Origin of the sequence: Klebsiella grimontii (assembly GCF_042137965.1) — a bacterium.
GTDB classification, from domain to species: Bacteria; Pseudomonadota; Gammaproteobacteria; order Enterobacterales; family Enterobacteriaceae; genus Klebsiella; species Klebsiella grimontii.
In genome coordinates, this window is record NZ_CP169721.1 from 3,818,045 (window position 1) to 3,841,379 (window position 23,335).

At 59.3% G+C, this 23,335-nt stretch carries 17 protein-coding genes; 10 read left to right on the forward strand and 7 right to left on the reverse strand.

Annotated features, from left to right (window positions below; translation table 11 throughout):
* Nucleotides 1–79: 79 nt before the first annotated feature.
* From gsiD to iaaA, 5 genes are read right to left on the reverse strand one after another with little or no spacing between them, the layout of a single operon-like run.
* Entirely contained in the window at nucleotides 80–991 is a 912-nt protein-coding gene (gsiD, locus tag ACE3MN_RS17985; protein WP_004135139.1) for a glutathione ABC transporter permease GsiD, read from the reverse strand.
* A gap of 1 nt (nucleotide 992) precedes the next feature.
* A complete protein-coding gene (gene gsiC, locus ACE3MN_RS17990; protein ID WP_004130799.1) occupies nucleotides 993–1,913 on the reverse strand; it encodes a glutathione ABC transporter permease GsiC in 921 nt (306 codons plus the stop codon).
* 52 nt (nucleotides 1,914–1,965) lie between these two features.
* Nucleotides 1,966–3,504 carry a glutathione ABC transporter substrate-binding protein GsiB gene (gene gsiB, locus ACE3MN_RS17995; RefSeq protein WP_004135142.1) on the reverse strand — a complete coding sequence of 513 codons (1,539 nt, stop codon included), beginning with the start codon at nucleotides 3,502–3,504 and terminating at the stop codon, nucleotides 1,966–1,968.
* 37 nt (nucleotides 3,505–3,541) lie between these two features.
* Nucleotides 3,542–5,395, reverse strand: coding sequence for a glutathione ABC transporter ATP-binding protein GsiA (gsiA, locus tag ACE3MN_RS18000; protein WP_024360112.1), 1,854 nt, complete (start codon nucleotides 5,393–5,395; stop codon nucleotides 3,542–3,544).
* Nucleotides 5,396–5,407: 12 nt separating this feature from the next.
* A complete protein-coding gene (gene iaaA, locus ACE3MN_RS18005) occupies nucleotides 5,408–6,349 on the reverse strand; it encodes a beta-aspartyl-peptidase (RefSeq protein WP_004135143.1) in 942 nt (313 codons plus the stop codon).
* A 177-nt stretch (nucleotides 6,350–6,526) separates the two neighbouring features.
* On the opposite strand from iaaA, the gene moeA reads away from it, so the two are divergent.
* The 6 genes from moeA (at nucleotide 6,527) to ACE3MN_RS18035 (ending at nucleotide 14,433) form a co-directional block, all read left to right on the forward strand.
* Nucleotides 6,527–7,762 carry a molybdopterin molybdotransferase MoeA gene (gene moeA, locus ACE3MN_RS18010; RefSeq protein WP_004135145.1) on the forward strand — a complete coding sequence of 412 codons (1,236 nt, stop codon included), beginning with the start codon at nucleotides 6,527–6,529 and terminating at the stop codon, nucleotides 7,760–7,762.
* The gene (gene moeB / locus ACE3MN_RS18015) at nucleotides 7,762–8,517 is read left to right on the forward strand and encodes a molybdopterin-synthase adenylyltransferase MoeB (protein WP_004135152.1); all 756 of its coding nucleotides are present in this window, start codon (nucleotides 7,762–7,764) and stop codon (nucleotides 8,515–8,517) included. The genes moeA and moeB overlap by 1 nt, the downstream gene beginning before the upstream one ends.
* Nucleotides 8,518–8,669: 152 nt before the next feature.
* Complete coding sequence (locus ACE3MN_RS18020; protein WP_024360114.1) at nucleotides 8,670–9,569, forward strand: glycyl-radical enzyme activating protein; 900 nt, start codon at nucleotides 8,670–8,672, stop codon at nucleotides 9,567–9,569.
* A 4-nt stretch (nucleotides 9,570–9,573) separates the two neighbouring features.
* Entirely contained in the window at nucleotides 9,574–12,006 is a 2,433-nt protein-coding gene (locus ACE3MN_RS18025; RefSeq protein WP_024360115.1) for a formate C-acetyltransferase/glycerol dehydratase family glycyl radical enzyme, read from the forward strand.
* A gap of 209 nt (nucleotides 12,007–12,215) precedes the next feature.
* Nucleotides 12,216–13,031 (forward strand): Cof-type HAD-IIB family hydrolase, encoded by an 816-nt coding sequence (locus ACE3MN_RS18030; protein ID WP_004135161.1) that lies wholly within the window; start codon nucleotides 12,216–12,218, stop codon nucleotides 13,029–13,031.
* 136 nt (nucleotides 13,032–13,167) lie between these two features.
* Entirely contained in the window at nucleotides 13,168–14,433 is a 1,266-nt protein-coding gene (locus tag ACE3MN_RS18035; protein WP_375364126.1) for a DUF1479 domain-containing protein, read from the forward strand.
* Here ACE3MN_RS18035 and ACE3MN_RS18040 read toward each other — a convergent pair.
* Nucleotides 14,430–15,503 carry a LacI family DNA-binding transcriptional regulator gene (locus ACE3MN_RS18040; protein WP_049085980.1) on the reverse strand — a complete coding sequence of 358 codons (1,074 nt, stop codon included), beginning with the start codon at nucleotides 15,501–15,503 and terminating at the stop codon, nucleotides 14,430–14,432. The genes ACE3MN_RS18035 and ACE3MN_RS18040 overlap by 4 nt on opposite strands.
* 298 nt (nucleotides 15,504–15,801) lie before the next feature.
* Here ACE3MN_RS18040 and ACE3MN_RS18045 point away from each other — a divergent pair, with 298 nt between their 5' ends.
* Both ACE3MN_RS18045 and ACE3MN_RS18050 read left to right on the forward strand, forming a co-directional pair.
* Entirely contained in the window at nucleotides 15,802–17,103 is a 1,302-nt protein-coding gene (locus tag ACE3MN_RS18045; protein WP_049133877.1) for an MFS transporter, read from the forward strand.
* Nucleotides 17,104–17,119: 16 nt separating this feature from the next.
* On the forward strand, nucleotides 17,120–19,483 hold the full coding sequence (locus tag ACE3MN_RS18050; protein WP_375364127.1) for a TIM-barrel domain-containing protein: 2,364 nt from the start codon (nucleotides 17,120–17,122) through the stop codon (nucleotides 19,481–19,483).
* Nucleotides 19,484–19,651: 168 nt separating this feature from the next.
* Here the strand turns inward: ACE3MN_RS18050 and ACE3MN_RS18055 are convergent, their stop codons facing one another.
* Nucleotides 19,652–21,244 (reverse strand): ABC-F family ATPase, encoded by a 1,593-nt coding sequence (locus tag ACE3MN_RS18055; protein ID WP_004135166.1) that lies wholly within the window; start codon nucleotides 21,242–21,244, stop codon nucleotides 19,652–19,654.
* A gap of 177 nt (nucleotides 21,245–21,421) precedes the next feature.
* On the opposite strand from ACE3MN_RS18055, the gene ACE3MN_RS18060 reads away from it, so the two are divergent.
* Nucleotides 21,422–22,204, forward strand: a complete 783-nt coding sequence (locus ACE3MN_RS18060; RefSeq protein ID WP_098140525.1) for a tyrosine-protein phosphatase — start codon at nucleotides 21,422–21,424, stop codon at nucleotides 22,202–22,204.
* 190 nt (nucleotides 22,205–22,394) lie between these two features.
* The gene (ldtB, locus tag ACE3MN_RS18065) at nucleotides 22,395–23,309 is read left to right on the forward strand and encodes a L,D-transpeptidase (protein ID WP_004130773.1); all 915 of its coding nucleotides are present in this window, start codon (nucleotides 22,395–22,397) and stop codon (nucleotides 23,307–23,309) included.
* Nucleotides 23,310–23,335 lie beyond the last annotated feature (26 nt).

A 23,335-nucleotide genomic window follows, 5' to 3' on the forward strand; every position in this document is an offset into this window, starting at 1 on the left:
TGCGCACCTGTCCGGGCTACTAAACCGCATACGGTGGTGAATCCGTAGCCCCGGTCAGCGCAGCCGGGGAATCACGCCCCTACCCTTTTATCCTCGGATCCAGCGCATCGCGCAGGCCGTCACCCAGCAGGTTAAACGCCAGCACCGTCAGGAAAATCGCGATTGCCGGGAACAGCGCCACGTGCGGCGCCATCACCATATCCGCCCGCGCTTCGTTGAGCATCGCCCCCCACTCCGGCGTCGGCGGCTGCGCGCCAAGCCCCAGAAATGACAGGCTGGCGGCGGAGATAATCGACACGCCGATGCGCATCGTAAAGTAGACCACAATCGACGATACCGTGCCGGGCAAGATGTGATTAAACAGGATGTTAGCATCGCTGGCGCCAATGCTGCGCGCCGACTCAATAAAGGTCTGCTGCTTAAGCACCAGAGTATTGCCGCGCACCAGACGTGCAAATGCCGGGATCGAAAAGATCGCCACCGCGATAATCACGTTCGACATTCCGCTTCCCATTACCGCCACCACCGCAATTGCCAGCAAAATCCCCGGGAAAGCGAACAGCACGTCACAGATACGCATAATAATGCGGTCCCACCAGCCTTCGTAGTATCCGGCCAGTAGCCCAAGCACCGTGCCGATGGCCGCGCCGATGAATACCGCGAGTACCCCGGCGGCCAGCGAGATCTGCGCCCCCACCAGCACCCGACTGAAGATATCCCGCCCCAGGGAATCAACGCCGAACCAGTGCATCATTGACGGGCCGTCGTTGAGCCGGTCGTAATCAAAATAGTTTTCCGCATCGAACGGCGCAATCCACGGCGCTACGATCGCCACCGCGATCAGCAGCAGGACAAATATCCCCGCCCCCATCGCCACCGGCTGACGGCGAAACCGCCGCCAGAACTCGTGCCATGGGGTACGTATCTGCCCGGGTTTAATCCCCGGCATCGCGTTGATAACCGCTTGTCTTCTCCAGTTGAGCAATCGCACCTTACTTGTACCTGATAGCTGGATTAATGGCGGCATACAGCACGTCCACCACTAAATTAATAAGAATAAACTCCAGCGAAAACAGGAGGACTTCCGCCTGAATCACCGGGTAATCGCGCATCTCCACCGAGTCCACCAGCAGACGCCCGAGGCCTGGCCAGTTAAAGACCTTCTCCACCACGATTGAACCGCCGAGCAAAAAGCCGAACTGCAGCCCCATCATGGTCACCACCGGGATCATCGCGTTGCGCAGGCCGTGCTTGAGCACCACCAGCGTTTCGCTGACGCCTTTCGCCCGCGCGGTACGCATGTAATCTTCATGCAGGACATCGACGAACGAGGCGCGGGTAAAGCGCGCCATCACCGCCGCCACCGCCGCCCCCAGAGTCAGCGAAGGCAGAATATAGTGGCGCCAGCTGTCGGCGCCCACCGTCGGCAGCCAGCCCAGCTCAACGGAAAAGACCTGCATCAACAGCATGCCGAGCGCGAACGCCGGGAACGAGATCCCGGTCACCGCCAGCGCCATCCCCAGGCGATCCGGCCAGCGGTTGCGCCACACCGCCGCCACGATCCCCGCCGCCATCCCGAACACTACCGCCCAGCTCATGCTGGCGAGCGTCAGCCAGAACGTGGGCATGAAACGGCTGGCGATTTCGCTGCTTACCGGGCGACGCGAGGCCATCGAGGTACCGAAATCCCCCTGCACAATATTGCTGATATAGTGCCAGAACTGCACGTGCAGCGGCCGATCGAGCCCCAACTGCTGGCGCACCATTCCCACCACCTGAGCATCCGCTTCCGGCCCGGCAATCAGCCGCGCCGGGTCCCCGGGCAGCATATGCACGAACAGAAACACCAGCACCGCCACAATCAGCAGCGTGGGGATCAGCCCCAGCAGGCGTTTAATCACATAATTGAGCATGCTTCTCCTTGCGTGAAATCCCCGCAGCCTGCGCCCGGGGACCCACAGCTATCTACTTAAGATCCGCCTGTTCAAAGCTAAATCCGGTATCCGGCTGGATATAGAATCCGGTCAGATTTTTACTGTGCGCTGAGACCAGTTTTTCGACCACCAGCGGCACCCACGGCGACTCTTTCCAGATAGTATCCTGCGCGTCCTTATACAGCCGCGTTTTTTCCTGCGCATCGGTGGTTTTCAGCGCGTCGTTGAGATCTTTATCGACCTGAGGATTGCTGTAGAAAGCGGTATTAAATAGGGTCGGCGGCCAGTTTTGCGACGCGAACAGCGGCGACAGCGCCCAGTCAGCTTCCCCGGTCGACGCCGACCAGCCGGTGTAGAACATGCGTACGCCGCTCTCTTTCTGCCCCTTACCTTCCACCTCCGCCGCGCGCTGGCCCGCATCCATCGCCGTCAGCTGCGCCTTAATGCCCACCTGCGCCAGCTGCTGCTGGGTAAACTGCAGCACTTTCTGCGCCGTACTGTGGTTATGCGACGACCACAGCGTGGTGCTAAATCCATTCGGATAGCCTGCCTCTTTCAGCAGCTCGCGGGCCTTGGCCGGATCGTACGGCCAGGCGCTGTAGCTTTCAGCGTAGGCAATAGACGGTGGCACCACGCCGGTCGCCGGGGTGGCATAGCCCGCAAAGGCCACCTTCACCAGCGCCTGACGGTTGATGGCGTAGTTAATCGCCTCGCGCACTTTAGGGTTATCGAACGGCTTCTGCGTCACGTTCATGCTGATATAGCGCTGCATGATCGACGGGCTGGCCACCAGCTCCAGCTTGCTGTTTTTCTCCAGCAGCGGCGCCTGCTCGTAGGGGATCGGGAACGCAAACTGCGCTTCGCCGGTCTGCAGCATCGCCGCGCGGGTATTGTTATCCACCACCGGACGCCAGGTAATGGAGTCCAGCTTCGGCAGCCCCGGCTGCCAGTAACCGGCGAACTTCTTCACTTTAACGAAGTCGGTCTGATTCCAGGTGTCGAGCTGGTACGGACCGGTGCCGACCGGATGGAAACCAATCTCTTTACCATATTTCTTCAGCGCCGCCGGAGAAATCATCGCCGTTGCCGGGTGGGCCAGGATATTAATAAACGCCGAGAAAGGCTGTTTGAGGGTAATTTTCACCGTCGTCGGGTCAACCGCCTCGGTGCTGGCGATATTTTTATACAGGTTATAGCGCTTGAGATGATTTTCCGGATTGCTGGCGCGATCGAGGTTGGCCTTGACCGCTTCGGCATTAAACTCGGTACCGTCCTGGAACTTCACCCCCGGGTGCAGCTTAATGGTATAAACCAGCCCGTCCGGAGAAACGGTATAGCTTTCCGCCAGCACGTTATGCAGTTTCATCTCTTTATCCAGGCCGAACAGCCCCTGATAGAAAGACTTCGCCACCGCCTGCGACAGCGTGTCGTTAGCATCATAGGGGTCGAGGGTCGTAAAGTTAGAACCGACCGCCACCACCACATCTTTTGCGGCAAAAGCCGGCGTCGCTGCCAGCGCCGAAGCGACGCCCAGCGCCAACAGCCATTTGCCTGAAACGCGTTGAGTCATGTTGTTCTCCTGAAATGCTGCATTATGGATGTCGTTGTTATCGTGCCAGCACGTCGGCGGCGGACTCTCTGGCGACAAAGTGCCCCGGCCCCACCTGCTGTAACGGCGTACTCACCCCCTCTTCGCCCCGTCTGAAGATATTACCCGGCAGCTCGTCGGAGAGCAGCACGCGCTGCGGACGACGATGCGTAGGGTCGGCTACCGGAACGGCGGCCATCAGTTTACGGGTATAGGGATGCTGCGGGTTTTCAAACACCGCGCGGCGCGGGCCAATTTCGACAATGCGCCCGCGATACATCACCGCCACGCGGTGGCTGATGCGCTCAACCACCGCCATGTCATGGGAAATAAACAGAAATGCGATGCCCATCTCGCGCTGCAAATCGAGCATCAGATTGATAATTTGCGCGCGTATCGACACGTCCAGCGCCGATACCGATTCATCGGCAATCACCACTTTTGGATTGAGCGCCAGCGCGCGGGCAATACAGATGCGCTGGCGCTGGCCGCCGGAAAACTCGTGCGGATAGCGCCAGGCATGTTCCGGCTCCAGTCCGACGCGTTCCAGTAGCCAGGCGACACGTTCGCGGGCGGCGTCCCCCTCGAGCAGGCGGTGCACGCGCAGCGGCTCCATAATCGAATAGCCCACCGTTTGCCGCGGGTCGAGGGAAGCGTAAGGGTCCTGGAAAATAAACTGGATATCGCGGCGCAGCGCCTGAAGCTTACCGCCCGTCAGCGTATCAATCCGCTGACCGTTGAAGGTGATGCTGCCGCCTTGGGTTTCCACCAGACGCAGCAGCGCCCGTCCGGTGGTGGATTTACCGCAGCCCGACTCCCCCACCAGGCTTAGGGTTTCGCCGGGCCATAAATCAAAACTGACTTTTTCGACCGCATGCACTTCACGGGTAATGCGGTTGAGAATACCGCTACGCAGCGGAAAGCGCGCCACCAGATCGCGAACTTTGAGGATCGGTTCCCCGGCCACAACGGTGTTCTGCTCCTCCGGCGACGGGCTTTGGTTTAGCAGCGGGAAACGGCGCGGCAGAGAGGTGCCGCGCATCGCGCCCAACCTGGGCACCGCGGCCAGCAGCGCCTGGGTATAGGGATGCTGCGGCGCGCGGAAAATCTCCTCCACGCTGCCGGTCTCCACCGCTTCGCCGCGATACATCACCAGCACACGGTCGGCGATATCGGCCACCACGCCCATATCGTGGGTAATAAAGATAACGCCCATCGCCATCTCTTTTTGCAGAACGGCGATCAGCTGTAAAATTTGCGCCTGGATAGTCACATCCAGCGCGGTCGTCGGTTCATCGGCAATCAGCACCGCCGGGCGGCAGGAGAGCGCCATGGCGATCATCACCCGCTGACGCATCCCGCCGGAAAGCTGATGCGGAAAGCGCGACAGCATGGCTTCCGCTTCCGGAATGCGTACCTGATCGAGCATTTTTTTCGCTTCGCGCAGGGCCTCATCATGCTTCAGGCCCTGATGTAATCGGATCGACTCGGCAATCTGTTCACCGATAGTGAAGACCGGATTCAGCGAGGTCATCGGCTCCTGAAAGATCATCGCCATATCCGCGCCACGCACGCCGCGCATATCGGCGTCAGACTGTTCGCTCAGCTCAATCACCTGCCGGTTGCGACGACGCAGCAGCAGCGCATCGCTGCGCACTTCGCTGACCGCCCGATCGAGCAGGCGCATCAGCGCCAGCGACGTTACCGATTTGCCCGAGCCGGACTCGCCGACTATCGCCAGCGTCTCGCCGCGCCGCAGGGTAAACGACAGGTCGCGAACGGCGGAAAAAGCCTGCTGCTGCTGGCTAAACGTAACGTTCAGGCCGCGCACCTGCAGAACATCATTAGCATCGATTTCTTGACTATGCGGCAACGCCCTTTCCTCTTATTCGCGATAAATACCAATCGTGGGCGTATCACCCGCATAACACCAGGCCCGGTACATGCCTTCACTATTAAACGGCAGCGCCACGTTGCCTTCACGGTCGACGGCGATCAGGCCGCCGCTGCCGCCCAGCGCGGGAAGTTTCTCCATCACCACCCTTTCGCAGGCCTCCTGCAGGCTGAGATGGCTGTACTCCACCAGCGCCGAAATATCGTAAGCCGCCAGCGTACGCATAAACACTTCGCCGGTGCCGGTACAGGAAACGGCGACGCTGGCGTTATTGGCATAGCAGCCCGCCCCCGGCAGCGGGCTATCGCCGACGCGTCCCGGCAGCTTATTGGTCATTCCGCCGGTTGATGTCGCCGCCGCGAGGTTACCCGCCAGATCCAGCGCAACCGCGCCGACGGTGCCCATTTTGTGCCGCTCATCCAGCGGCGCGGCGTGGTGGTCGAGCACGATATCGCCGCCCTCCTGCGCCTGACGCAGCTGCAGCAAGCGCTCGGGGGTCGAAAACAGGCTGTTATCGACCCGTTCCATACCGTGGGCAGCGGCAAACGCTTCCGCCCCCTCGCCAATCAACAGCACATGCGGGCTCTGTTCCAGCACCAGGCGCGCCGCCAGCACCGGATTACGTAAATGCTGAACTCCCGCCACGGCGCCGGCCTGCAAGCGGCAGCCATCCATCACGCAGGCATCGAGTTCATGGCGGCTATCGCGGGTAAATACCGAGCCAATACCGGCGTTAAATAACGGGCACTCCTCCAGCAGCCGGACCGCTTCGGTTACCGCATCCAGCGCGCTGGCCCCGGCCGCCAGCATTTTTTGTCCGCTATCGACAATCGCCGACAGCGCCGTTACGTACTCCCGCTCGCGCGCCGGCGTCATCTGCGCGCGGCTAATCGCCCCGGCCCCGCCGTGAATTGCTATAACCGCCTTACCCATTACGCCGTTCCTTACCGATAAAGTGTATAAATATCATTATCGTGCTGACTGTCCTATACAATTTTTGAATATAGAAAGAGCGGACGGTGATGTAAAGCTTGTACCCAGGTGGCATATAGCCCGCCCCTCTTTTCTGCCATAATAGGCGTTTTCGATGTTTGCCCGCAGGAGAAACCCATGGATTTTACCGCCGGACTGATGCCGCTCGACACAGCCCTGACCCAGATGCTCACTCGTATTACGCCGCTGAATGCGACGGAAACCGTACCGCTGTTGCAGGCCTTTTCGCGCGTGACCGCCCATGATCTCGTTTCACCGCTCAACGTTCCCGGTTTTGATAACTCGGCGATGGACGGCTACGCCGTACGCCTGGCGGATCTCGCCGACGGCGCAGCGCTGCCGGTGGCGGGCAAGGCCTTCGCCGGTCAACCCTATAACGGCGTCTGGCCCGCGGGCGCCTGTATCCGCATTATGACCGGCGCGCCGGTACCGGAAGGCTGCGACGCGGTGGTCATGCAGGAGCAGACCGAACAAACCGATGATGGGATCCGCTTTATCGCCCCGGTGAAAAACGGGCAGAATATCCGTCGTCTCGGCGAAGATATCGCTCATGGCGCGGTCGTCTTCCCCGCGGGAACCCGCCTGACCGCCGCCGAGCTGCCGGTCATCGCCTCGCTGGGCATTGCCGAGGTTGACGTGGTGCGTAAAGTGCGGGTGGCGGTGTTCTCCACCGGCGATGAGCTCCAGCTGCCGGGCCAGCCGCTGGCCGACGGGCAAATTTACGATACCAACCGCCTGGCGGTACACCTGATGCTGCAGGAGCTGGGCTGCGAAGTGATTAACCTCGGCATTATTCCCGACGACCCGGCTAAACTGCGCGAAGCCTTTATCCAGGCAGACCAGCAGGCCGACGTGGTGATAAGCTCCGGGGGCGTTTCCGTCGGCGAGGCGGACTACACCAAAGCGATCCTCGAAGAGCTGGGGGAAATCGGCTTCTGGAAGCTGGCGATTAAGCCGGGTAAACCTTTCGCCTTCGGCAAGCTCGGCCATAGCTGGTTCTGCGGCCTGCCGGGTAACCCGGTTTCCGCCACGCTGACCTTCTACCAACTGGTTCAGCCGCTGCTGGCGAAGCTGTCCGGCAACGTCGGGCAGGCTCAGCCGATGCGCCTGCGCGTGCGCGCCGCAACCCATCTGAAAAAATCGCCGGGCCGTCTCGATTTTCAACGCGGTGTGCTGCAGCGCGGCCCGGACGGCGAACTGGTGGTAAATAGCACCGGTCACCAGGGCTCGCATATCTTTAGCTCATTCAGCCTCGGCAACTGCTTTATCGTGCTGGAGCGCGAGCGCGGCAACGTGGAAGCGGGCGAATGGGTGGAAGTCGAGCCGTTTAATCATCTGTTCGGAGGGCTGTAATGGGCGTGGAGCTGAGCGATGCGGAGATGCTGCGCTATAACCGGCAGATTATTCTTCGCGATTTCGATTTTGACGGTCAGGAGCAGCTGAAAGCCTCGCGCGTGCTGGTCGTCGGCCTCGGCGGGCTGGGCTGCGCCGCCGCGCAGTATCTGGCGGCGGCAGGCGTCGGCCAGCTTACCCTGCTCGATTTCGATACCGTGTCGCTCTCCAACCTTCAGCGCCAGACCCTGCACAGCGACGCCACCATCGGCCAGCCGAAGGTCGACTCCGCCCGCGGCGCGCTGGCGCGGATGAATCCCCACGTTCAGCTCACGACGCTCAACGCACGGCTGGAAGACGCGGCGCTGGCGGCGCAAATCGCCGCCCACGATCTGGTGCTCGACTGTACCGACAACGTCGCGATCCGTAACCAGCTCAACGCCGGATGTTTCCGCCATAAAACGCCGCTGGTCTCCGGCGCCGCGATTCGCATGGAGGGACAAATCAGCGTCTTTACGTATCAGGAAGATGAACCCTGCTACCGCTGCCTGAGCCGCCTGTTTGGCGACAACGCCCTCACCTGCGTCGAGGCCGGCGTCATGGCGCCGCTGGTTGGCATCATTGGTTCACTACAGGCGATGGAGGCGATTAAGCTGCTCGCCCGCTACGGCAGCCCGGCGACCGGCAAAATCGTCATGTACGACGCCATGCGCTGTCAGTTCCGCGAAATGACGCTGCCGCGTAACCCTCACTGCGAGGTGTGCGGTACGCCCTAACCCCTTTCCGGCGGTACCGCCGCCGGATGTTTTGTGACCCGCCGCGACTTTTTCGCCTCCGTTTTCCCCCCTCGCTATGCTTGTTGATTTATATCAATACAACTTTCATTCGAAAGTAATTTAATCTTCATATGCAAATTAGAGGGTGAATTATGATCTTCAACATTCAGCGTTATTCAACCCATGACGGCCCGGGGATCCGCACTGTCGTCTTCCTCAAAGGGTGTTCGCTGGGCTGCCGCTGGTGCCAGAACCCGGAAAGCCGCGCCCGCACGGCGGATTTGCTGTATGACGCGCGCCTGTGCCTGGACGGCTGCGACCTCTGCCAGCAGGCCGCGCCGGAGGTGATTACCCGCAAGCTGGACGGCCTGATTATCCACCGCGAAAAACTCACCGATGCGTATATTGGCAAACTGCGCGACTGCTGCCCGACCACCGCATTAACGGTGTGCGGCGAAGAGAAGAGCGTCGAAGAGATTATGGCCACGGTGCTGCGCGACCAACCGTTTTACGAGCGCAGCGGCGGCGGCGTCACGCTCTCCGGCGGCGAGCCGTTTATGAATCCCGAGCTGGCCCGCCAGCTGTTTGAGGCCAGCCACAACGCGGGGATCCACACCGCGGTCGAAACCTGCCTGCACGTGCCGTGGAAATACGTCGAGCCCTCTTTGCCGTTTATCGACCTGTTTCTCGCCGACCTCAAGCACGTCAACGAAGCGATTTTCCAGCAGTGGACGGACGGCAGCGCCCGCCGGGTGCTGGATAACCTGCAGCGCGTCGCGCAGGCCGGAAAGAAAATTATCATTCGCGTGCCGCTGATCCAGGGCTTTAACGCCAACGAAAGCGATATTGCCGCCATTACCGATTTTGCCGCTGACCGCTTAAAGGTTGGCGAGATCCACTTCCTGCCGTACCACACGTTAGGAATGAATAAATACCAATTACTCAGTCAGCCCTATACCGCACCGGATAAACCGCTTGCTGCACCCGAGCTGCTCGCCTTCGCGCAGCGCTATGCTCAGAGCAAAGGTTTAACGGCGACTCTACGAGGATAACCTTATGACAACGTTGAAACTGGATACTCTGAGCCCGCGCATTCAGGCGCATAAAATGGCGCTGGTGCATATCGTCAAGCCGCCGGTCTGTACCGAGCGCGCCCAGCACTATACCGAAGCCTATCAACAGCACCTGGATAAACCGATCCCGGTACGCCGCGCGCTGGCGCTGGCCCATCACCTGGCGGAACGCACGATCTGGATTAAGCACGATGAACTGATCGTCGGCAACCAGGCCAGCGAAGTTCGCGCGGCGCCTATCTTCCCGGAATACACCGTTAGCTGGATCGAAAAAGAGATCGACGACCTCGCCGATCGCCCCGGTGCCGGGTTTGCCGTTAGCGAAGAGAATAAACGCGTGCTCCACGAAGTGTGCCCGTGGTGGCGCGGTCAAACCGTTCAGGATCGCTGCTACGGCATGTTTACCGACGAGCAAAAAGCGCTGCTGGCGACCGGCATTATCAAAGCGGAAGGCAATATGACCTCCGGCGATGCTCACCTTGCGGTCAACTATCCGCTGCTGCTGGAAAAAGGCCTCGACGGCATGCGGGCGAAAGTCGCCGAACGCCGTTCACGCATTAACCTGACCGTGCTGGAAGATCTGCACGGCGAGCAGTTCCTCAAAGCCATTGATATCGTGCTGGAAGCGGTCAGCGAACACTGTAAGCGCTACGCCGGGCTGGCGCGCAGCATGGCCGCGACGGAGAGCCGCGAAGCCCGCCGCGACGAGCTGCTGGCGATAGCCGAAAACTGCGATATCATCGCCCACGAGCCGCCGAAGACCTTCTGGCAGGCGCTGCAGCTGTGCTATTTCATCCAGCTGATTCTGCAGATCGAATCCAACGGCCACTCGGTCTCTTTCGGCCGCATGGACCAGTATCTCTACCCTTACTACCGCCGCGACGTTGAGCTGGCACAATCATTGGATCGCGAACACGCCATCGAGCTGCTGCACTGCTGCTGGCTGAAGCTGCTGGAGGTGAATAAAATTCGCTCCGGCTCGCACTCGAAGGCGTCCGCCGGTAGCCCGCTGTACCAGAACGTCACCATCGGCGGCCAGAATCTGGTGGACGGCAACGCGCAGGACGCGGTGAACCCGCTCTCCTACGCCATCCTTGAATCCTGCGGTCGCCTGCGCTCAACGCAGCCTAACCTCAGCGTGCGCTATCACGCGGGCATGAGCAACGACTTCCTCGACGCCTGCGTGCAGGTGATCCGCTGCGGCTTCGGCATGCCGGCGTTCAATAACGACGAAATCGTTATTCCTGAATTTATCAAACTCGGCATTGAGCCGCAGGACGCGTACGACTATGCCGCGATCGGCTGCATCGAAACCGCCGTCGGCGGCAAATGGGGCTATCGCTGCACTGGGATGAGCTTTATCAACTTCGCCCGCGTCATGCTGGCAACCCTGGAAGGCGGCCGCGACGCCACCAGCGGTCAGGTCTTCCTGCCGCAGGAGCACGCCCTGTCGAAAGGCAACTTCGACAACTTCGAGCAGGTGCTGGCCGACTGGGATACGCAGATCCGCTACTACACGCGCAAATCTATCGAGATTGAGTACGTCGTCGACACCATGCTGGAAGAGAACGTGCACGATATTCTCTGCTCGGCGCTGGTGGATGACTGCATCGAGCGCGCGAAGAGCATTAAGCAGGGCGGCGCGAAATATGACTGGGTTTCCGGGCTACAGGTCGGCATCGCTAACCTCGGCAACAGCCTGGCGGCGGTGAAGAAGCTGGTGTTCGATCAGGGCGTTATTGGTCAGCAGGCGCTGGCAAAGGCGCTGGCTGAAGACTTCGAAGGCCTGACCCACGAGCAGCTGCGCCAGCGCTTAATCAACGGCGCGCCGAAATACGGCAACGATGAGGACAGCGTGGATATGCTGCTGGCTCGCGCCTACCAGACCTATATCGATGAGCTGAAGCTGTATCATAACCCGCGCTACGGCCGCGGCCCGATCGGCGGCAACTACTACGCCGGCACCTCGTCCATTTCCGCCAATGTGCCGTTTGGCGCGCAGACCATGGCGACCCCGGATGGCCGTAAGGCGCACTCGCCGCTGGCGGAAGGGGCCAGCCCAGCCTCCGGTACCGACCATCTCGGGCCGACCGCGGTCATCAGCTCGGTGGGCAAACTGCCGACCGGTTCGATTCTTGGCGGCGTGTTGCTTAACCAGAAGCTGAACCCGGCCACGCTGGAGAATGAATCCGATAAGCAGAAACTGATGGTGCTGCTGCGCACCTTCTTCGAGGTGCATAAAGGCTGGCATATTCAGTACAACATCGTGTCGCGCGAGACGCTGCTTGAAGCGAAGAAACACCCTGACCAGTATCGCGATTTAGTGGTCCGCGTGGCCGGTTACTCGGCGTTCTTTACCGCCCTGTCGCCGGATGCTCAGGACGATATTATCGCCCGTACCGAGCATACGCTGTAAATAACGTCCCCCGGCTTGCGCTGCGCTTAGCCGGGCTACAGGTTCGAAGCCGTTTGCGGGCCACTGCCCCGGGTAAGGCGTTTACGTCGCAACCCGGGGTTTTCTCCTGCACATCGGTGAACGCCAACTTTCATTCGAAATAAATTTGTGCTCCCCATCACATTGTAATTAGAATGTTACTGGTCGAAGTTAAGCCAGGAGCATGTGTTATGACCGTTAAAGTTATCGTCACCGATATGGACGGAACTTTTCTCAATGACGCCAAGCAGTATGACCGCTCGCGTTTTCTTGCGCAGTTCGCGCAACTGCAACAGCAGGGTATTGAATTCGTTGTCGCCAGCGGCAACCAGTACTACCAGCTGATCTCTTTTTTCCCGGAAATCCGCGACCGCATCTCCTTTGTCGCCGAGAACGGCGCGCTGGTTTACGAACACGGTCAACAGCTGTTCCACGGCGAACTGACCCGTCATGAATCCCAGGTCGTCATTGGCGAACTGCTGAAAGACCCGCAGCTCAACTTCGTCGCCTGCGGCCTCGAAAGCGCCTATGTCAGCGACCGCGCGCCCGAGGCGTTCGTCACCCTGATGTCAAAGCACTACCATCGCCTGCAGCGCATTAGCAGCTATCATGATATTGACGATAAGCTGTTCAAGTTTTCGCTTAACCTGCCGGATAGCGAAATCCCGCAGCTTATCGATAAACTGCACGTCTCGCTGGACGGCATCATGAAGCCGGTCACCAGCGGCTTCGGCTTCGTCGATTTAATTATCCCCGGCCTGCATAAAGCCAACGGCATCAGCCGCCTGCTGAAGCGCTGGAGCATCTCGCCGCAGGCGTGCGTGGCCATTGGCGACAGCGCTAACGATACGGAAATGCTCAAGCTGGTGAAATACTCTTTCGCGATGGCCAACGCCGCCGACAGCATCAAGGCGGTGTCGCGTTTTGCCACCGATGATAATAACCACGACGGCGCGCTGAACGTCATTCAGGCCGTCCTCGACCACGCCGCCCCCTTCAACCAGTAACGCCGCGCCGGGGTTGACCGCCCCGGCTTCCCGTTTTGTGCGCCTCTGCATAATTTTAAACTTGCATTAACTTAATTTTAACTTAAATTATCATATGTAAGATTTATTACTTTCGAATGAAAGATGAGAGGTCATCATGGCTGTTACCCATACCAGTGAAACTTTACCTGCCGACCCTAAAGCGGCTATCCGCCAGATCAAGCGGGAGCTGCGGGCGCAAATTGGCGACGTACAGGCGGTGTTCGATCGGCTGACGGCGCGTATCGCCGCGCGTCTGGAAGAGATTGACGCCCTCAAGGCCAGCGCTCAGGACGTCTGGCCGACAATCCCGTTCGAGGCGATTGCGCGTGGCCAGGTCCCGGAGGCCCAGCGCGAGCTCATCAAGCGTCGCGGCTGCACGGTCATCAAAGGCCATTTTTCTCGCGAACGGGCGCTGGCGTGGGATAACTCGATGCTCGACTATCTCGACCGCAACCATTTTGATGATGTCTACAGAGGCCCGGGCGATACCTTTTTCGGCTCGCTGGAGGCGTCGCGGCCGGAAATCTATCCGATTTACTGGTCCCAGGCGCAGATGCAGGCGCGCCAGAGCGACGAAATGGCCGCCGTGCAGTCGTTCCTCAACCGCCTGTGGACGTTTAACCGCGACGGGAAACAGTGGTTTAACCCGGACGTGAGCGTCATCTACCCGGACCGCATTCGCCGCCGCCCGCCGGGAACCACCTCGAAAGGTCTGGGCGCGCATACCGACTCCGGCGCCCTGGAGCGCTGGCTGCTGCCGGCCTATCAGAAAGTGTTTGCCGACGTGTTTAATGGCAATATTGATGCTTACGACCCGTGGGACGCGGCGCACCGTACCGAAGTCGAAGAGTATACGGTCGACAATACCACCAAATGCTCGGTGTTCCGCACCTTCCAGGGCTGGACCGCGCTCTCCGATATGATCCCCGATCAGGGTCTGCTGCACGTGGTGCCGATCCCGGAAGCGATGGCGTACGTGCTGCTGCGTCCGCTGCTCGATGATGTCCCGGATGATGAACTGTGCGGCGTCGCGCCGGGTAAGGTGCTGCCGATTTCGGAAAAATGGCATCCGCTGCTGATCAAAGCTTTAAGCTCTATTCCGGCGCTTAACGCGGGCGATTCGGTATGGTGGCACTGCGACGTGATCCACTCGGTCGCGCCGGTGGAAAATCAGCAGGGCTGGGGCAACGTGATGTATATTCCCGCCGCGCCAATGTGTGAGAAAAACCTCGCCTACGCGCAGAAGGTCAAAGTCGCGCTGGCGCGCGGCGCTTCGCCGGGCGACTTCCCGCGCGAAGATTATGAAGCCAGCTGGGAAGGACGTTTCACGCTGGATGATTTAAATATCCACGGTAAGCGCGCGCTGGGAATGGTTGATTAATCGTCATATAGCCCCTTCGCTTCAACGGCGGTACGGCGGTTACCGGCGCGTATCCGCCGCACCGAATCGCGTACCGCCAGCGTGCCATGCAAGAGTAACGCGCCGTGCGGCGCATCGGGACGGATCAGTCTTTGCTGTAGCAAATGCACCGCTTCAACCCCTAATTCATCGCGCGGGACGTGGACGGCGGTTAGCGGTACATCCTGAATCGCCGCCAGGTTAAAACCGTCGATACTCATGACGGAAATGTCCTGCGGGACGCGCAAACCGCGTTTTTGTAAGGCGGCGATCGTGCCTGCCGCCATAAAATCACCGCCCACCAGGAATGCCGTCGGCAGCGGGCCGTCGCCGCGCTGATCCAGCCACTCCCCTACTTTTTCCTCGGTATCCCGGGCGCTGAAATTGGCCACATCAATGAGATCCCTGCTTTCGGCAAAGCTCAAATTCCGCGCGCGCCACGCCTGCTTGATCCCCAGCAGACGCAGCTCCATGGTATAGCGGCGCAGGCACATCACGTTCATGATCGCCTGATGCCCCATCTCAAACAGGTAGCGGGCGGCGAACTGGCCGATCAGCCGATGATCCGGCGCGACGGAGGGTAAGCGCATTCCCGCGTCGTGGCAGTTGATCATCACGCAGGGCTTCGCCAGATCGGCCGCCAGATCGTGAATATGCGGATCGTCGATACCCAGTAAAATAGCGGCCTGGGTCGAGGCTTCATGCATGCGCTGCAAAAACAAATTGGCATCGCTGTCATTCTCTTCCAGCGCGCAGTAGCGCAGGTGCACCTCGTGCGGCATAAGGGCGCTATTGATGCTTTGAATCACCCGATAGTAGTAAATATCCGTACGCTCATCGAAAGCGCGCTGGGGCGCGAATACCACGAGGTTGTTGAGCAGCATTCGCCCGGCGGCGATACCCTCCATCACGCCCAGCTCGCGGGCGCACTCCAGTACCCTCTGGCGGGCCCTGGCGCTGGTGTTCGCTTTCCCCGCCAGCACCCGCGATACCGTGCTGACCGACAGCCCGGTACGCGCCGCGATTTCGCTCACTTTAAGCTTTTTGTCCATTTTGTGATCGCGCTCTACTTTGCTGATGAAAAAATTTTCATATCGAGAATGTGAATATTTTTAAGCGATTTGGCGATGTCATACTGCGATCCCGATCGCCCCATGAAAAAATTTGCAGAATTGTCGCTATTGCCCGCTCGCATTCTCCCTTAGCCTGAATTGGTCCAACACCTTTGAGATTAGTCAACCAATAGTGTCGAGACATCAACCTTAACAAACAACGAAATAGAAAATTTTAGCGACAACTCAGCAAGCGGGTTGGTCAATTTTCCCTACTACATGTCTCGTGGAGAGTTCTATGAGCCAAGGCCTCAATAACGATATGGCGGTGAGTAAATCGCGCCGCATAGTGAAGAACCTGCGCTGGTGGATGCTGGTGCTGTTTTTGCTCGGCGTCACCGTTAACTACATCACGCGCAATTCGCTGGGGATTATCGCCCCGGAATTAAAAACCTCTCTCGGTATTACCACTGAACAGTACTCGTGGATCGTCGGCGCTTTTCAGCTGGCGTATACCATTTTTCAGCCGCTCTGCGGCTGGCTTATCGACGTCATTGGCCTCAAGCTCGGCTTTATGATCTGCGCCACGCTGTGGGCCATCGCCTGCATCGCCCATGCCGGCGCGGGGAGCTGGCTGCACCTGGCGATTCTGCGCTTTTTCATGGGCGGCGCTGAGGCGGCGGCGACGCCAGCCAACGCCAAAACGCTCGGCGAGTGGTTTCCTAAATCCGAGCGCCCGATCGCCGCAGGCTGGGCCGGGGTTGGTTTCTCCATCGGCGCCATGCTGGCGCCGCCGATTATCTACTTCGCGCACGCCTCGTTCGGCTGGCAGGGCGCATTTATGTTCACCGGCGCGCTGGCGCTCGTATGGGTCTTACTGTGGTGGGCGTTCTATCATAACCCGGAAAAACACCCTAACCTCGGCAAAGCCGAGCTGGCGCTTATCCAGCAGGACAATGAAGCGCCGCCGGTTAAGCTGCCCTTCTTTACCGCGCTGAAAACCGTATCGAAAAACAAGCGCTTCTACGGTATCGCCATTCCGGCCTTTATGGCGGAACCCGCCTGGGCGGTGCTGAGCTTCTGGGTACCGCTCTACCTGGCGAAAGAGCACGGCATGGATCTCAAGCAAATCGCCATGTTTGCCTGGCTGCCGTTTCTGGCGGCCGACCTCGGCAGCGTCGCCAGCGGCTATCTGACCAAACTGTATACCCGCTGGTTCGGCTGCTCGCGGGTGAACTCGGTGGTCGCCAGCTCCGTCACCGGCGCCTTCCTGATGATTTCCCTCGCCACCGTGGCGATTACCCGCGATCCCTATATCACCATCGTGTTGATTTCAATTGGCGGCTTCGGCCACCAGATTATCTCCTGCATGCTCAGCGCGCTGGTGGTGGAGTCGTTCGATAAAGGGCAGATGGCGACCGTAAACGGGATGCGCGGCTCCGCCGCCTGGATCGCCAGCTTTTTGTTCTCGCTGTTAATTGGCGTCACCGCCGACAAAATCGGCTTCAACCCGCTATTTATCGCCATGGGGTTCTTTGACCTGATTGGCGCGGTATTCCTGGTGGCATTTATTGCTGAACGTCGCGCAAAACGCGCCTGAGAGTGGATGTAAAAAAATGAAGACTTTGAAAAACTGGACCTTACACCAACGGCTGGAGCATCACGTTGAGCTGCTCGTCGACGGCCAGCACACCCTGTGTCTGTACGTACTGGAAGAAAATATGTTCCGCGTGCTGCTGAAGCGGCACGGCCAGCTGGCGCTGGATCGCACCTGGAGTATCGCTCCCCAACAGGACGTGCCGTGGGAAGGACGCCCGCGCGAAGAGCTGAGCGGCTTTAGCCTACCCGCCTGGCAGCTCACGGAGCATAGCGACGCCCTGACCATTGCCACCGACCAGCTGCGCGTCACCGTCCACCAGCCGCTGTGGCTGGAATGGCGCTATCGCGATGAGGCCGGCGAGTGGCAGCCGCTGGCGAACGACCGCCCCACCAGCGCCTATCTGGCGAATGCGCACGGCGACGGCGTTGCCCACTACCTGAGCCGACGCAAAGACGAACGCTTCTATGGTCTGGGCGAAAAGGCCGGCGATCTGCAGCGTAACGGTAAACGCTATGAGATGCGTAACCTCGACGCCATGGGCTATAACGCGGCGAGCACCGACCCGCTGTACAAACATATTCCGTTTACCATCACGCAGCGCAGCGATGTCAGCTACGGTCTGTTTTACGACAACCTGAGCAGCTGCTGGCTGGATCTCGGTAACGAAATCGATAATTACCATACCGCCTATCGCCGCTGGCAGGCGGAAGCGGGAGACATTGATTACTATTTGTTTTCCGGCAAGCGGGTACTGGATATCACCAAAGCGTTCGTCCGCCTGACCGGCAAAACGCTGTTCGGACCGAAATGGAGTCTCGGCTACAGCGGTTCGACGATGCACTACACCGACGCGCCGGATGCGCAAAACCAGCTGATGAACTTTATCCGCCTGTGCGATGAACACGCCATTCCGTGCGATTCGTTCCAGCTCTCTTCCGGCTATACCTCGATTAACGGCAAGCGCTACGTCTTTAACTGGAACAACGACAAGGTGCCGCAGCCGAAGGTGATGAGCCAGGCCTTCCACGATGCCGGGCTGAAGCTCGCCGCCAATATTAAGCCCTGCCTGCTGCAGGACCATCCGCGCTATCACGAGGTCGCGGAGCGCGGGCTCTTTATCCGCGATTCACAGGCCGATGCTCCCGAGCGCTCCAGCTTCTGGGATGACGAAGGGTCGCATCTCGACTTTACCAACCCGCAAACCGTCGCCTGGTGGCAGGAAGGCGTGACGACCCAATTGCTGGAGCTGGGCATCGACTCCACGTGGAACGATAATAACGAGTATGAAGTCTGGGACGGCGAAGCCCGCTGTCACGGATTCGGCCACGAAATTGCTATCAAACATATTCGCCCGGTGATGCCGCTGCTGATGATGCGCGCGTCGCTGGAGGCCCAGCAGCGCTTTGCGCCGCAGAAACGCCCGTATCTGATCTCTCGCTCCGGCTGCGCCGGGATGCAGCGCTACGTTCAGACCTGGAGCGGCGATAACCGCACCAACTGGGAGACGCTGCGCTATAACACCCGCATGGGGCTGGGTATGAGCTTGTCCGGGCTGTTCAACGTCGGACACGATGTGGGCGGCTTCTCTGGCGACAAACCGGACCCGGAGCTGTTCGTGCGCTGGGTACAAAACGGCGTTATGCATCCGCGGTTTACCATTCACTCGTGGAATGACGACCAGACGGTCAACGAAGCCTGGATGTACCCGGAGGTCACCCCGGCGATCCGTTCAGCCATTGAGCTGCGCTATCGTCTGCTGCCGTACCTCTATACCCTGCTGTGGCAGGCTCACGCCGACGATGAACCGATGCTGCGCCCGACCTTCCTCGATCACGAACACGATGCGCAGACGTTTGCCGAATGCGACGACTTCCTGCTGGGTCGCGATCTGCTGGTCGCCAGCGTCGTCGAACCCGGCGCGCGTCAGCGCCGCGTGTGGTTACCGGCAAACCAGGACGGCTGGTACGACTTTTACAGCCACCAGTGGTACGCAGGCGGCCAGTGGATCGTCCTTGATGCGCCGCTGGAAAAACTGCCGCTGCTGGTTCGCGCCGGGACAGCCCTGCCGCTGAGCGAACGCATTCGCCACGTTTGCGCTGAAAAAGACGATACCCGCGAGCTGAAACTGTTCCCGCTGAAAGGAATGGGGACCTGTCGCGGCCTGCTGTTTGAAGACGACGGCGAAAGCTGGGGCTACCGGAACGGCAATGCGCTGTGGGTGGAATGGGAAATGGTCTGCGATAGCGCCAGCATTAACCTGAAGGTCAAGGCGCGCGGCGATTATCGTCCGGCGTGGAAAGCGCTGAAGGTATTGTTGCCGGCGGGGGAAAAACGCAGGCTGCGGGTGAACGGTGAAGAAAGGAGCGAGTGGCGGGTGTAGCCCGGATAAGGCGCAGCGGCGCCTCCGGGGAATTCTGCCACTCTGCAAACTGCTCCCGGGGGCGGAGCTCAACGCGCCTTGCCCGGGCTACGGGCTCACCGCCGTCTGCGGGCCGGTAGCCCGGATAAGGCGCAGCGGCGCCGCAATCCGGGACAAGCAACAGAAAAATTATTCGATACCTTTAGTACGCAGATAATCTTCGTAGTTACCGGTGAAGTCGACCACGCGCTCCGGCGTAATTTCAATCACCCGGGTCGCCAGCGAGCTCACAAACTCACGGTCGTGGGAAACAAAAATCAGGGTCCCCTGATACATCTCCAGCGCCATGTTCAGCGATTCGATCGATTCCATATCCAGGTGGTTGGTCGGTTCGTCCATCACCAGAATGTTCGGTTTCTGCATCATCAGCTTACCGAACAGCATACGGCCTTTTTCGCCGCCGGAGAGCACTTTCGCCGGCTTTTTGATGTCGTCCTGGCTGAACAGCAGTCGGCCCAGGATGCTGCGCACCGCCTGTTCGTCATCGCTTTCCTGTTTCCACTGGCTCATCCACTCAAATACCGTCAGATCGTTTTCGAATTCATATTCGTGATCCTGGGCATAGTAGCCAATCTGCGCGTTCTCGGACCATTTAACGGTACCGTTATCCGGCATCAGGTCGCCGACCAGGGTTTTCAGCATTGTGGATTTACCCACGCCGTTGGCACCCAGAATAGCGATCTTCTCCCCCACTTCCAGCAGCAGGTTGAAGTTTTTAAACAGCGGGCCGTTGTCAAAGCCTTTTGCCAGCGCTTCCACTTCCAGAGCGTTACGGAACAGCTTCTTATCCTGCTCAAAGCGAATGAACGGGTTCTGACGGCTGGACGCTTTCACTTCGTCCAGCTTAATTTTGTCAATCTGACGGGCGCGCGAGGTCGCCTGGCGAGATTTAGAGGCGTTGGCGCTAAAGCGGCTCACGAAAGATTGCAGGTCGGCAATCTGCGCTTTTTTCTTGGCGTTATCCGCCAGCAGACGTTCGCGCGCCTGGGTCGCCGCGGTCATATATTCATCGTAGTTGCCCGGGTAAACGCGCAGCTCGCCGTAATCCAGATCCGCCATGTGGGTACAAACCATGTTCAGGAAGTGACGGTCGTGCGAAATGATGATCATGGTGCTGTCGCGATCGTTGAGGGTCTGCTCCAGCCAGCGGATGGTATCGATGTCCAGGTTGTTCGTCGGTTCATCAAGCAGCAGGATATCCGGGTTGGAGAACAGCGCCTGCGCCAGCAGCACGCGCAGCTTCCAGCCGGGAGCCACTTCGCTCATCGGGCCGTAATGCTGTTCAACCGGGATACCGACGCCGAGCAGCAGTTCGCCGGCGCGCGCTTCGGCGGAGTAGCCGTCCATCTCGCCGTACAGCACTTCAAGGTCAGCCACCTTGTAACCGTCTTCTTCGCTCATCTCCGCCAGGGAGTAGATGCGATCGCGCTCCTGCTTCACTTCCCACAGCTCGCCGTGGCCCATAATGACCGTATCCAGCACGCTGAACTCTTCAAACGCAAACTGATCCTGGCGCAGCTTACCGATACGCTCATTCGGGTCGAGGGAGACGTTGCCCAGCGTCGGCTCAAGATCGCCGCCGAGGATCTTCATAAAGGTGGACTTGCCGCTACCGTTGGCGCCAATCAGGCCGTAACGATTGCCGCCGCCAAATTTGACGGAAATATTTTCGAACAGCGGCTTACTGCCGAACTGCATGGTGACGTTGCTGGATACTAGCACGGGGTTATCCTGAAAATAGAGAATGAGAAGTGTGATGAACCAGACATTATGCCAGCAAATGCTTCACTTTTCACGGGGCGTTATAAAATCATCAATGACGCTTGTGTTAGGGTCGTGTCATATTGCGCGGTTACACTGCTTAATGCGTAATTTTTTACCTTAATCTGGAAGGAACCTATGACCACACTCTCCCGCCATCCGGCTTTCTTATCGCTGCAGGGCGGTATCAACTTTCGTGACCTGGGCGGCCAGCGTACCGCCGACGGGCGCCGCGTGCGGACCGGAAAACTATTCCGCTCCGGCTCGCTGCATATGATGACGGCCGATGACCTCACCCACCTGGACGCCATCCCTCTGAGCCGGGTCATTGATTATCGCGACCCGGGAGAAGTGAATCGTAGCCCCGATAAGCTGAACGAAGCGGCTCGCTACCTCAACGCTCCGGCGAATCCGCACGTTCGCGACGTCAACGCCAAAGTCACCGAGCTCAACGCCGCCACGCTAAACGCCCTTAACGGCGAGCAGTTTATGCTGGAGCTCTATCGCCAGCTGCCGTTTAATAACGCCGCTTATCGCCAGCTGGCCGGCTGGCTGATGGAGCCTTTCGACGGCGCGCTATTGCAGCACTGCGCGGTAGGGAAAGACCGTACCGGCGTGGGCTGCGCGCTGACGCTGTTCGCCCTCGGCTGCGATCGCCACACGGTGATGGAGGAGTACCTGCTCACCCAGGGCATGCTGACGCAGGTCGAGGATTTTTTGCTCGCATCCCTCGGCAATGAGCTGTCCGTCCGCGGTCGGCAAAACCTGGCGGAAATGATGACGGTGCATGAATCTTACCTTGCCGCCGCGCTTTCCGGCATCGATGAACGTTACGCCAGCGTCGATGCCTGGCTGGAAAAAGAGTATCAGCTGACGCCGCAGGCGCGAGAAGCGCTCCAGGCGCGGCTTCTGGAGGGGTAATCCCCTCCCGTTTTTAGCCTGCAGGGCCAGCGTTGACGGGCTACACTCACGGTCACAGGAAAAAAATGTGATTTCGTACACATCTCATTTACCTGTTTGCCGGAAAGCACATATAATGCGCTCCCATCGACTTCCTGTTTAAACTGACAAAGGCCTGTGCGGCATTAATATCGCCCACGACATAAAGATTATGAAATTATCAACACTCTTCGCGGCAGCCTTCGCCATCGTGGGCTTTTGCAACACAGCTTCTGCTGTAACCTACCCTCTGCCTACCGACGGCAGCCGTCTGATTGGCCAGAACCAGGTGATCACCATTCCGGAAGGCAACAAGCAGCCGCTGGAATATTTCGCCGCCGAATACCAGATGGGTTTATCCAACATGCTGGAAGCCAACCCGGGCGTGGACACCTTCCTGCCGAAAGGCGGCACCGTGCTGAATATCCCGCAGCAGCTGATCCTGCCGGACACCGTGCATGAGGGTATCGTCATCAACAGCGCGGAAATGCGCCTTTACTACTATCCGAAGGGCACCAACACCGTCATCGTGCTGCCGATCGGTATCGGCCAGCTCGGCAAAGACACCCCGATCAACTGGGTAACCAAAGTTGAGCGTAAAAAAGCCGGTCCGACCTGGACGCCTACCGCCAAAATGCACGCTGAATATGCCGCTGCCGGCGAACCGCTGCCGGCCGTTGTTCCGGCCGGTCCTGATAACCCGATGGGCCTGTACGCGCTGTATATCGGCCGCCTGTACGCCATTCACGGCACCAACGCCAACTTCGGCATCGGCCTGCGCGTCAGCCACGGCTGCGTGCGTCTGCGTAACGACGATATTAAATTCCTGTTTGAAAACGTGCCGGTCGGCACCCGCGTAGAGTTTATCGATGAGCCGGTAAAAGCCACTACCGAGCCTGACGGCAGCCGCTTCATTGAAGTTCACAACCCGCTGTCCACCACTGAAGAGCAGTTCCAGGGCGGCGAAATCGTACCGATTAACCTGACCAAATCCGTACAGGCGATTACCAGCCAGACTGACGTAGACCAGAGCGTGGTCGATCAGGCGATCCAGAACCGTTCCGGTATGCCGGTGCGTCTGAACTAACAGCGCATCGCGCAGCGCGGCGGGCC

Bases quoted from the DNA above. Each gene is read 5' to 3' on its own strand.
- moeB (WP_004135152.1), top strand. From the start codon at position 7,762: ATGGGCGTGGAGCTGAGCGATGCGGAGATGCTGCGCTATAACCGGCAG.
- ACE3MN_RS18030 (WP_004135161.1), top strand. From the start codon at position 12,216: ATGACCGTTAAAGTTATCGTCACCGATATGGACGGAACTTTTCTCAAT.
- iaaA (WP_004135143.1), bottom strand. From the start codon at position 6,349: ATGGGTAAGGCGGTTATAGCAATTCACGGCGGGGCCGGGGCGATTAGC.
- ACE3MN_RS18040 (WP_049085980.1), bottom strand. From the start codon at position 15,503: ATGGACAAAAAGCTTAAAGTGAGCGAAATCGCGGCGCGTACCGGGCTG.
- ldtB (WP_004130773.1), top strand. From the start codon at position 22,395: ATGAAATTATCAACACTCTTCGCGGCAGCCTTCGCCATCGTGGGCTTT.
- ACE3MN_RS18050 (WP_375364127.1), top strand. From the start codon at position 17,120: ATGAAGACTTTGAAAAACTGGACCTTACACCAACGGCTGGAGCATCAC.
- ACE3MN_RS18035 (WP_375364126.1), top strand. From the start codon at position 13,168: ATGGCTGTTACCCATACCAGTGAAACTTTACCTGCCGACCCTAAAGCG.
- ACE3MN_RS18060 (WP_098140525.1), top strand. From the start codon at position 21,422: ATGACCACACTCTCCCGCCATCCGGCTTTCTTATCGCTGCAGGGCGGT.
- gsiB (WP_004135142.1), bottom strand. From the start codon at position 3,504: ATGACTCAACGCGTTTCAGGCAAATGGCTGTTGGCGCTGGGCGTCGCT.
- moeA (WP_004135145.1), top strand. From the start codon at position 6,527: ATGGATTTTACCGCCGGACTGATGCCGCTCGACACAGCCCTGACCCAG.
- ACE3MN_RS18045 (WP_049133877.1), top strand. From the start codon at position 15,802: ATGAGCCAAGGCCTCAATAACGATATGGCGGTGAGTAAATCGCGCCGC.
- gsiC (WP_004130799.1), bottom strand. From the start codon at position 1,913: ATGCTCAATTATGTGATTAAACGCCTGCTGGGGCTGATCCCCACGCTG.
- ACE3MN_RS18020 (WP_024360114.1), top strand. From the start codon at position 8,670: ATGATCTTCAACATTCAGCGTTATTCAACCCATGACGGCCCGGGGATC.
- ACE3MN_RS18025 (WP_024360115.1), top strand. From the start codon at position 9,574: ATGACAACGTTGAAACTGGATACTCTGAGCCCGCGCATTCAGGCGCAT.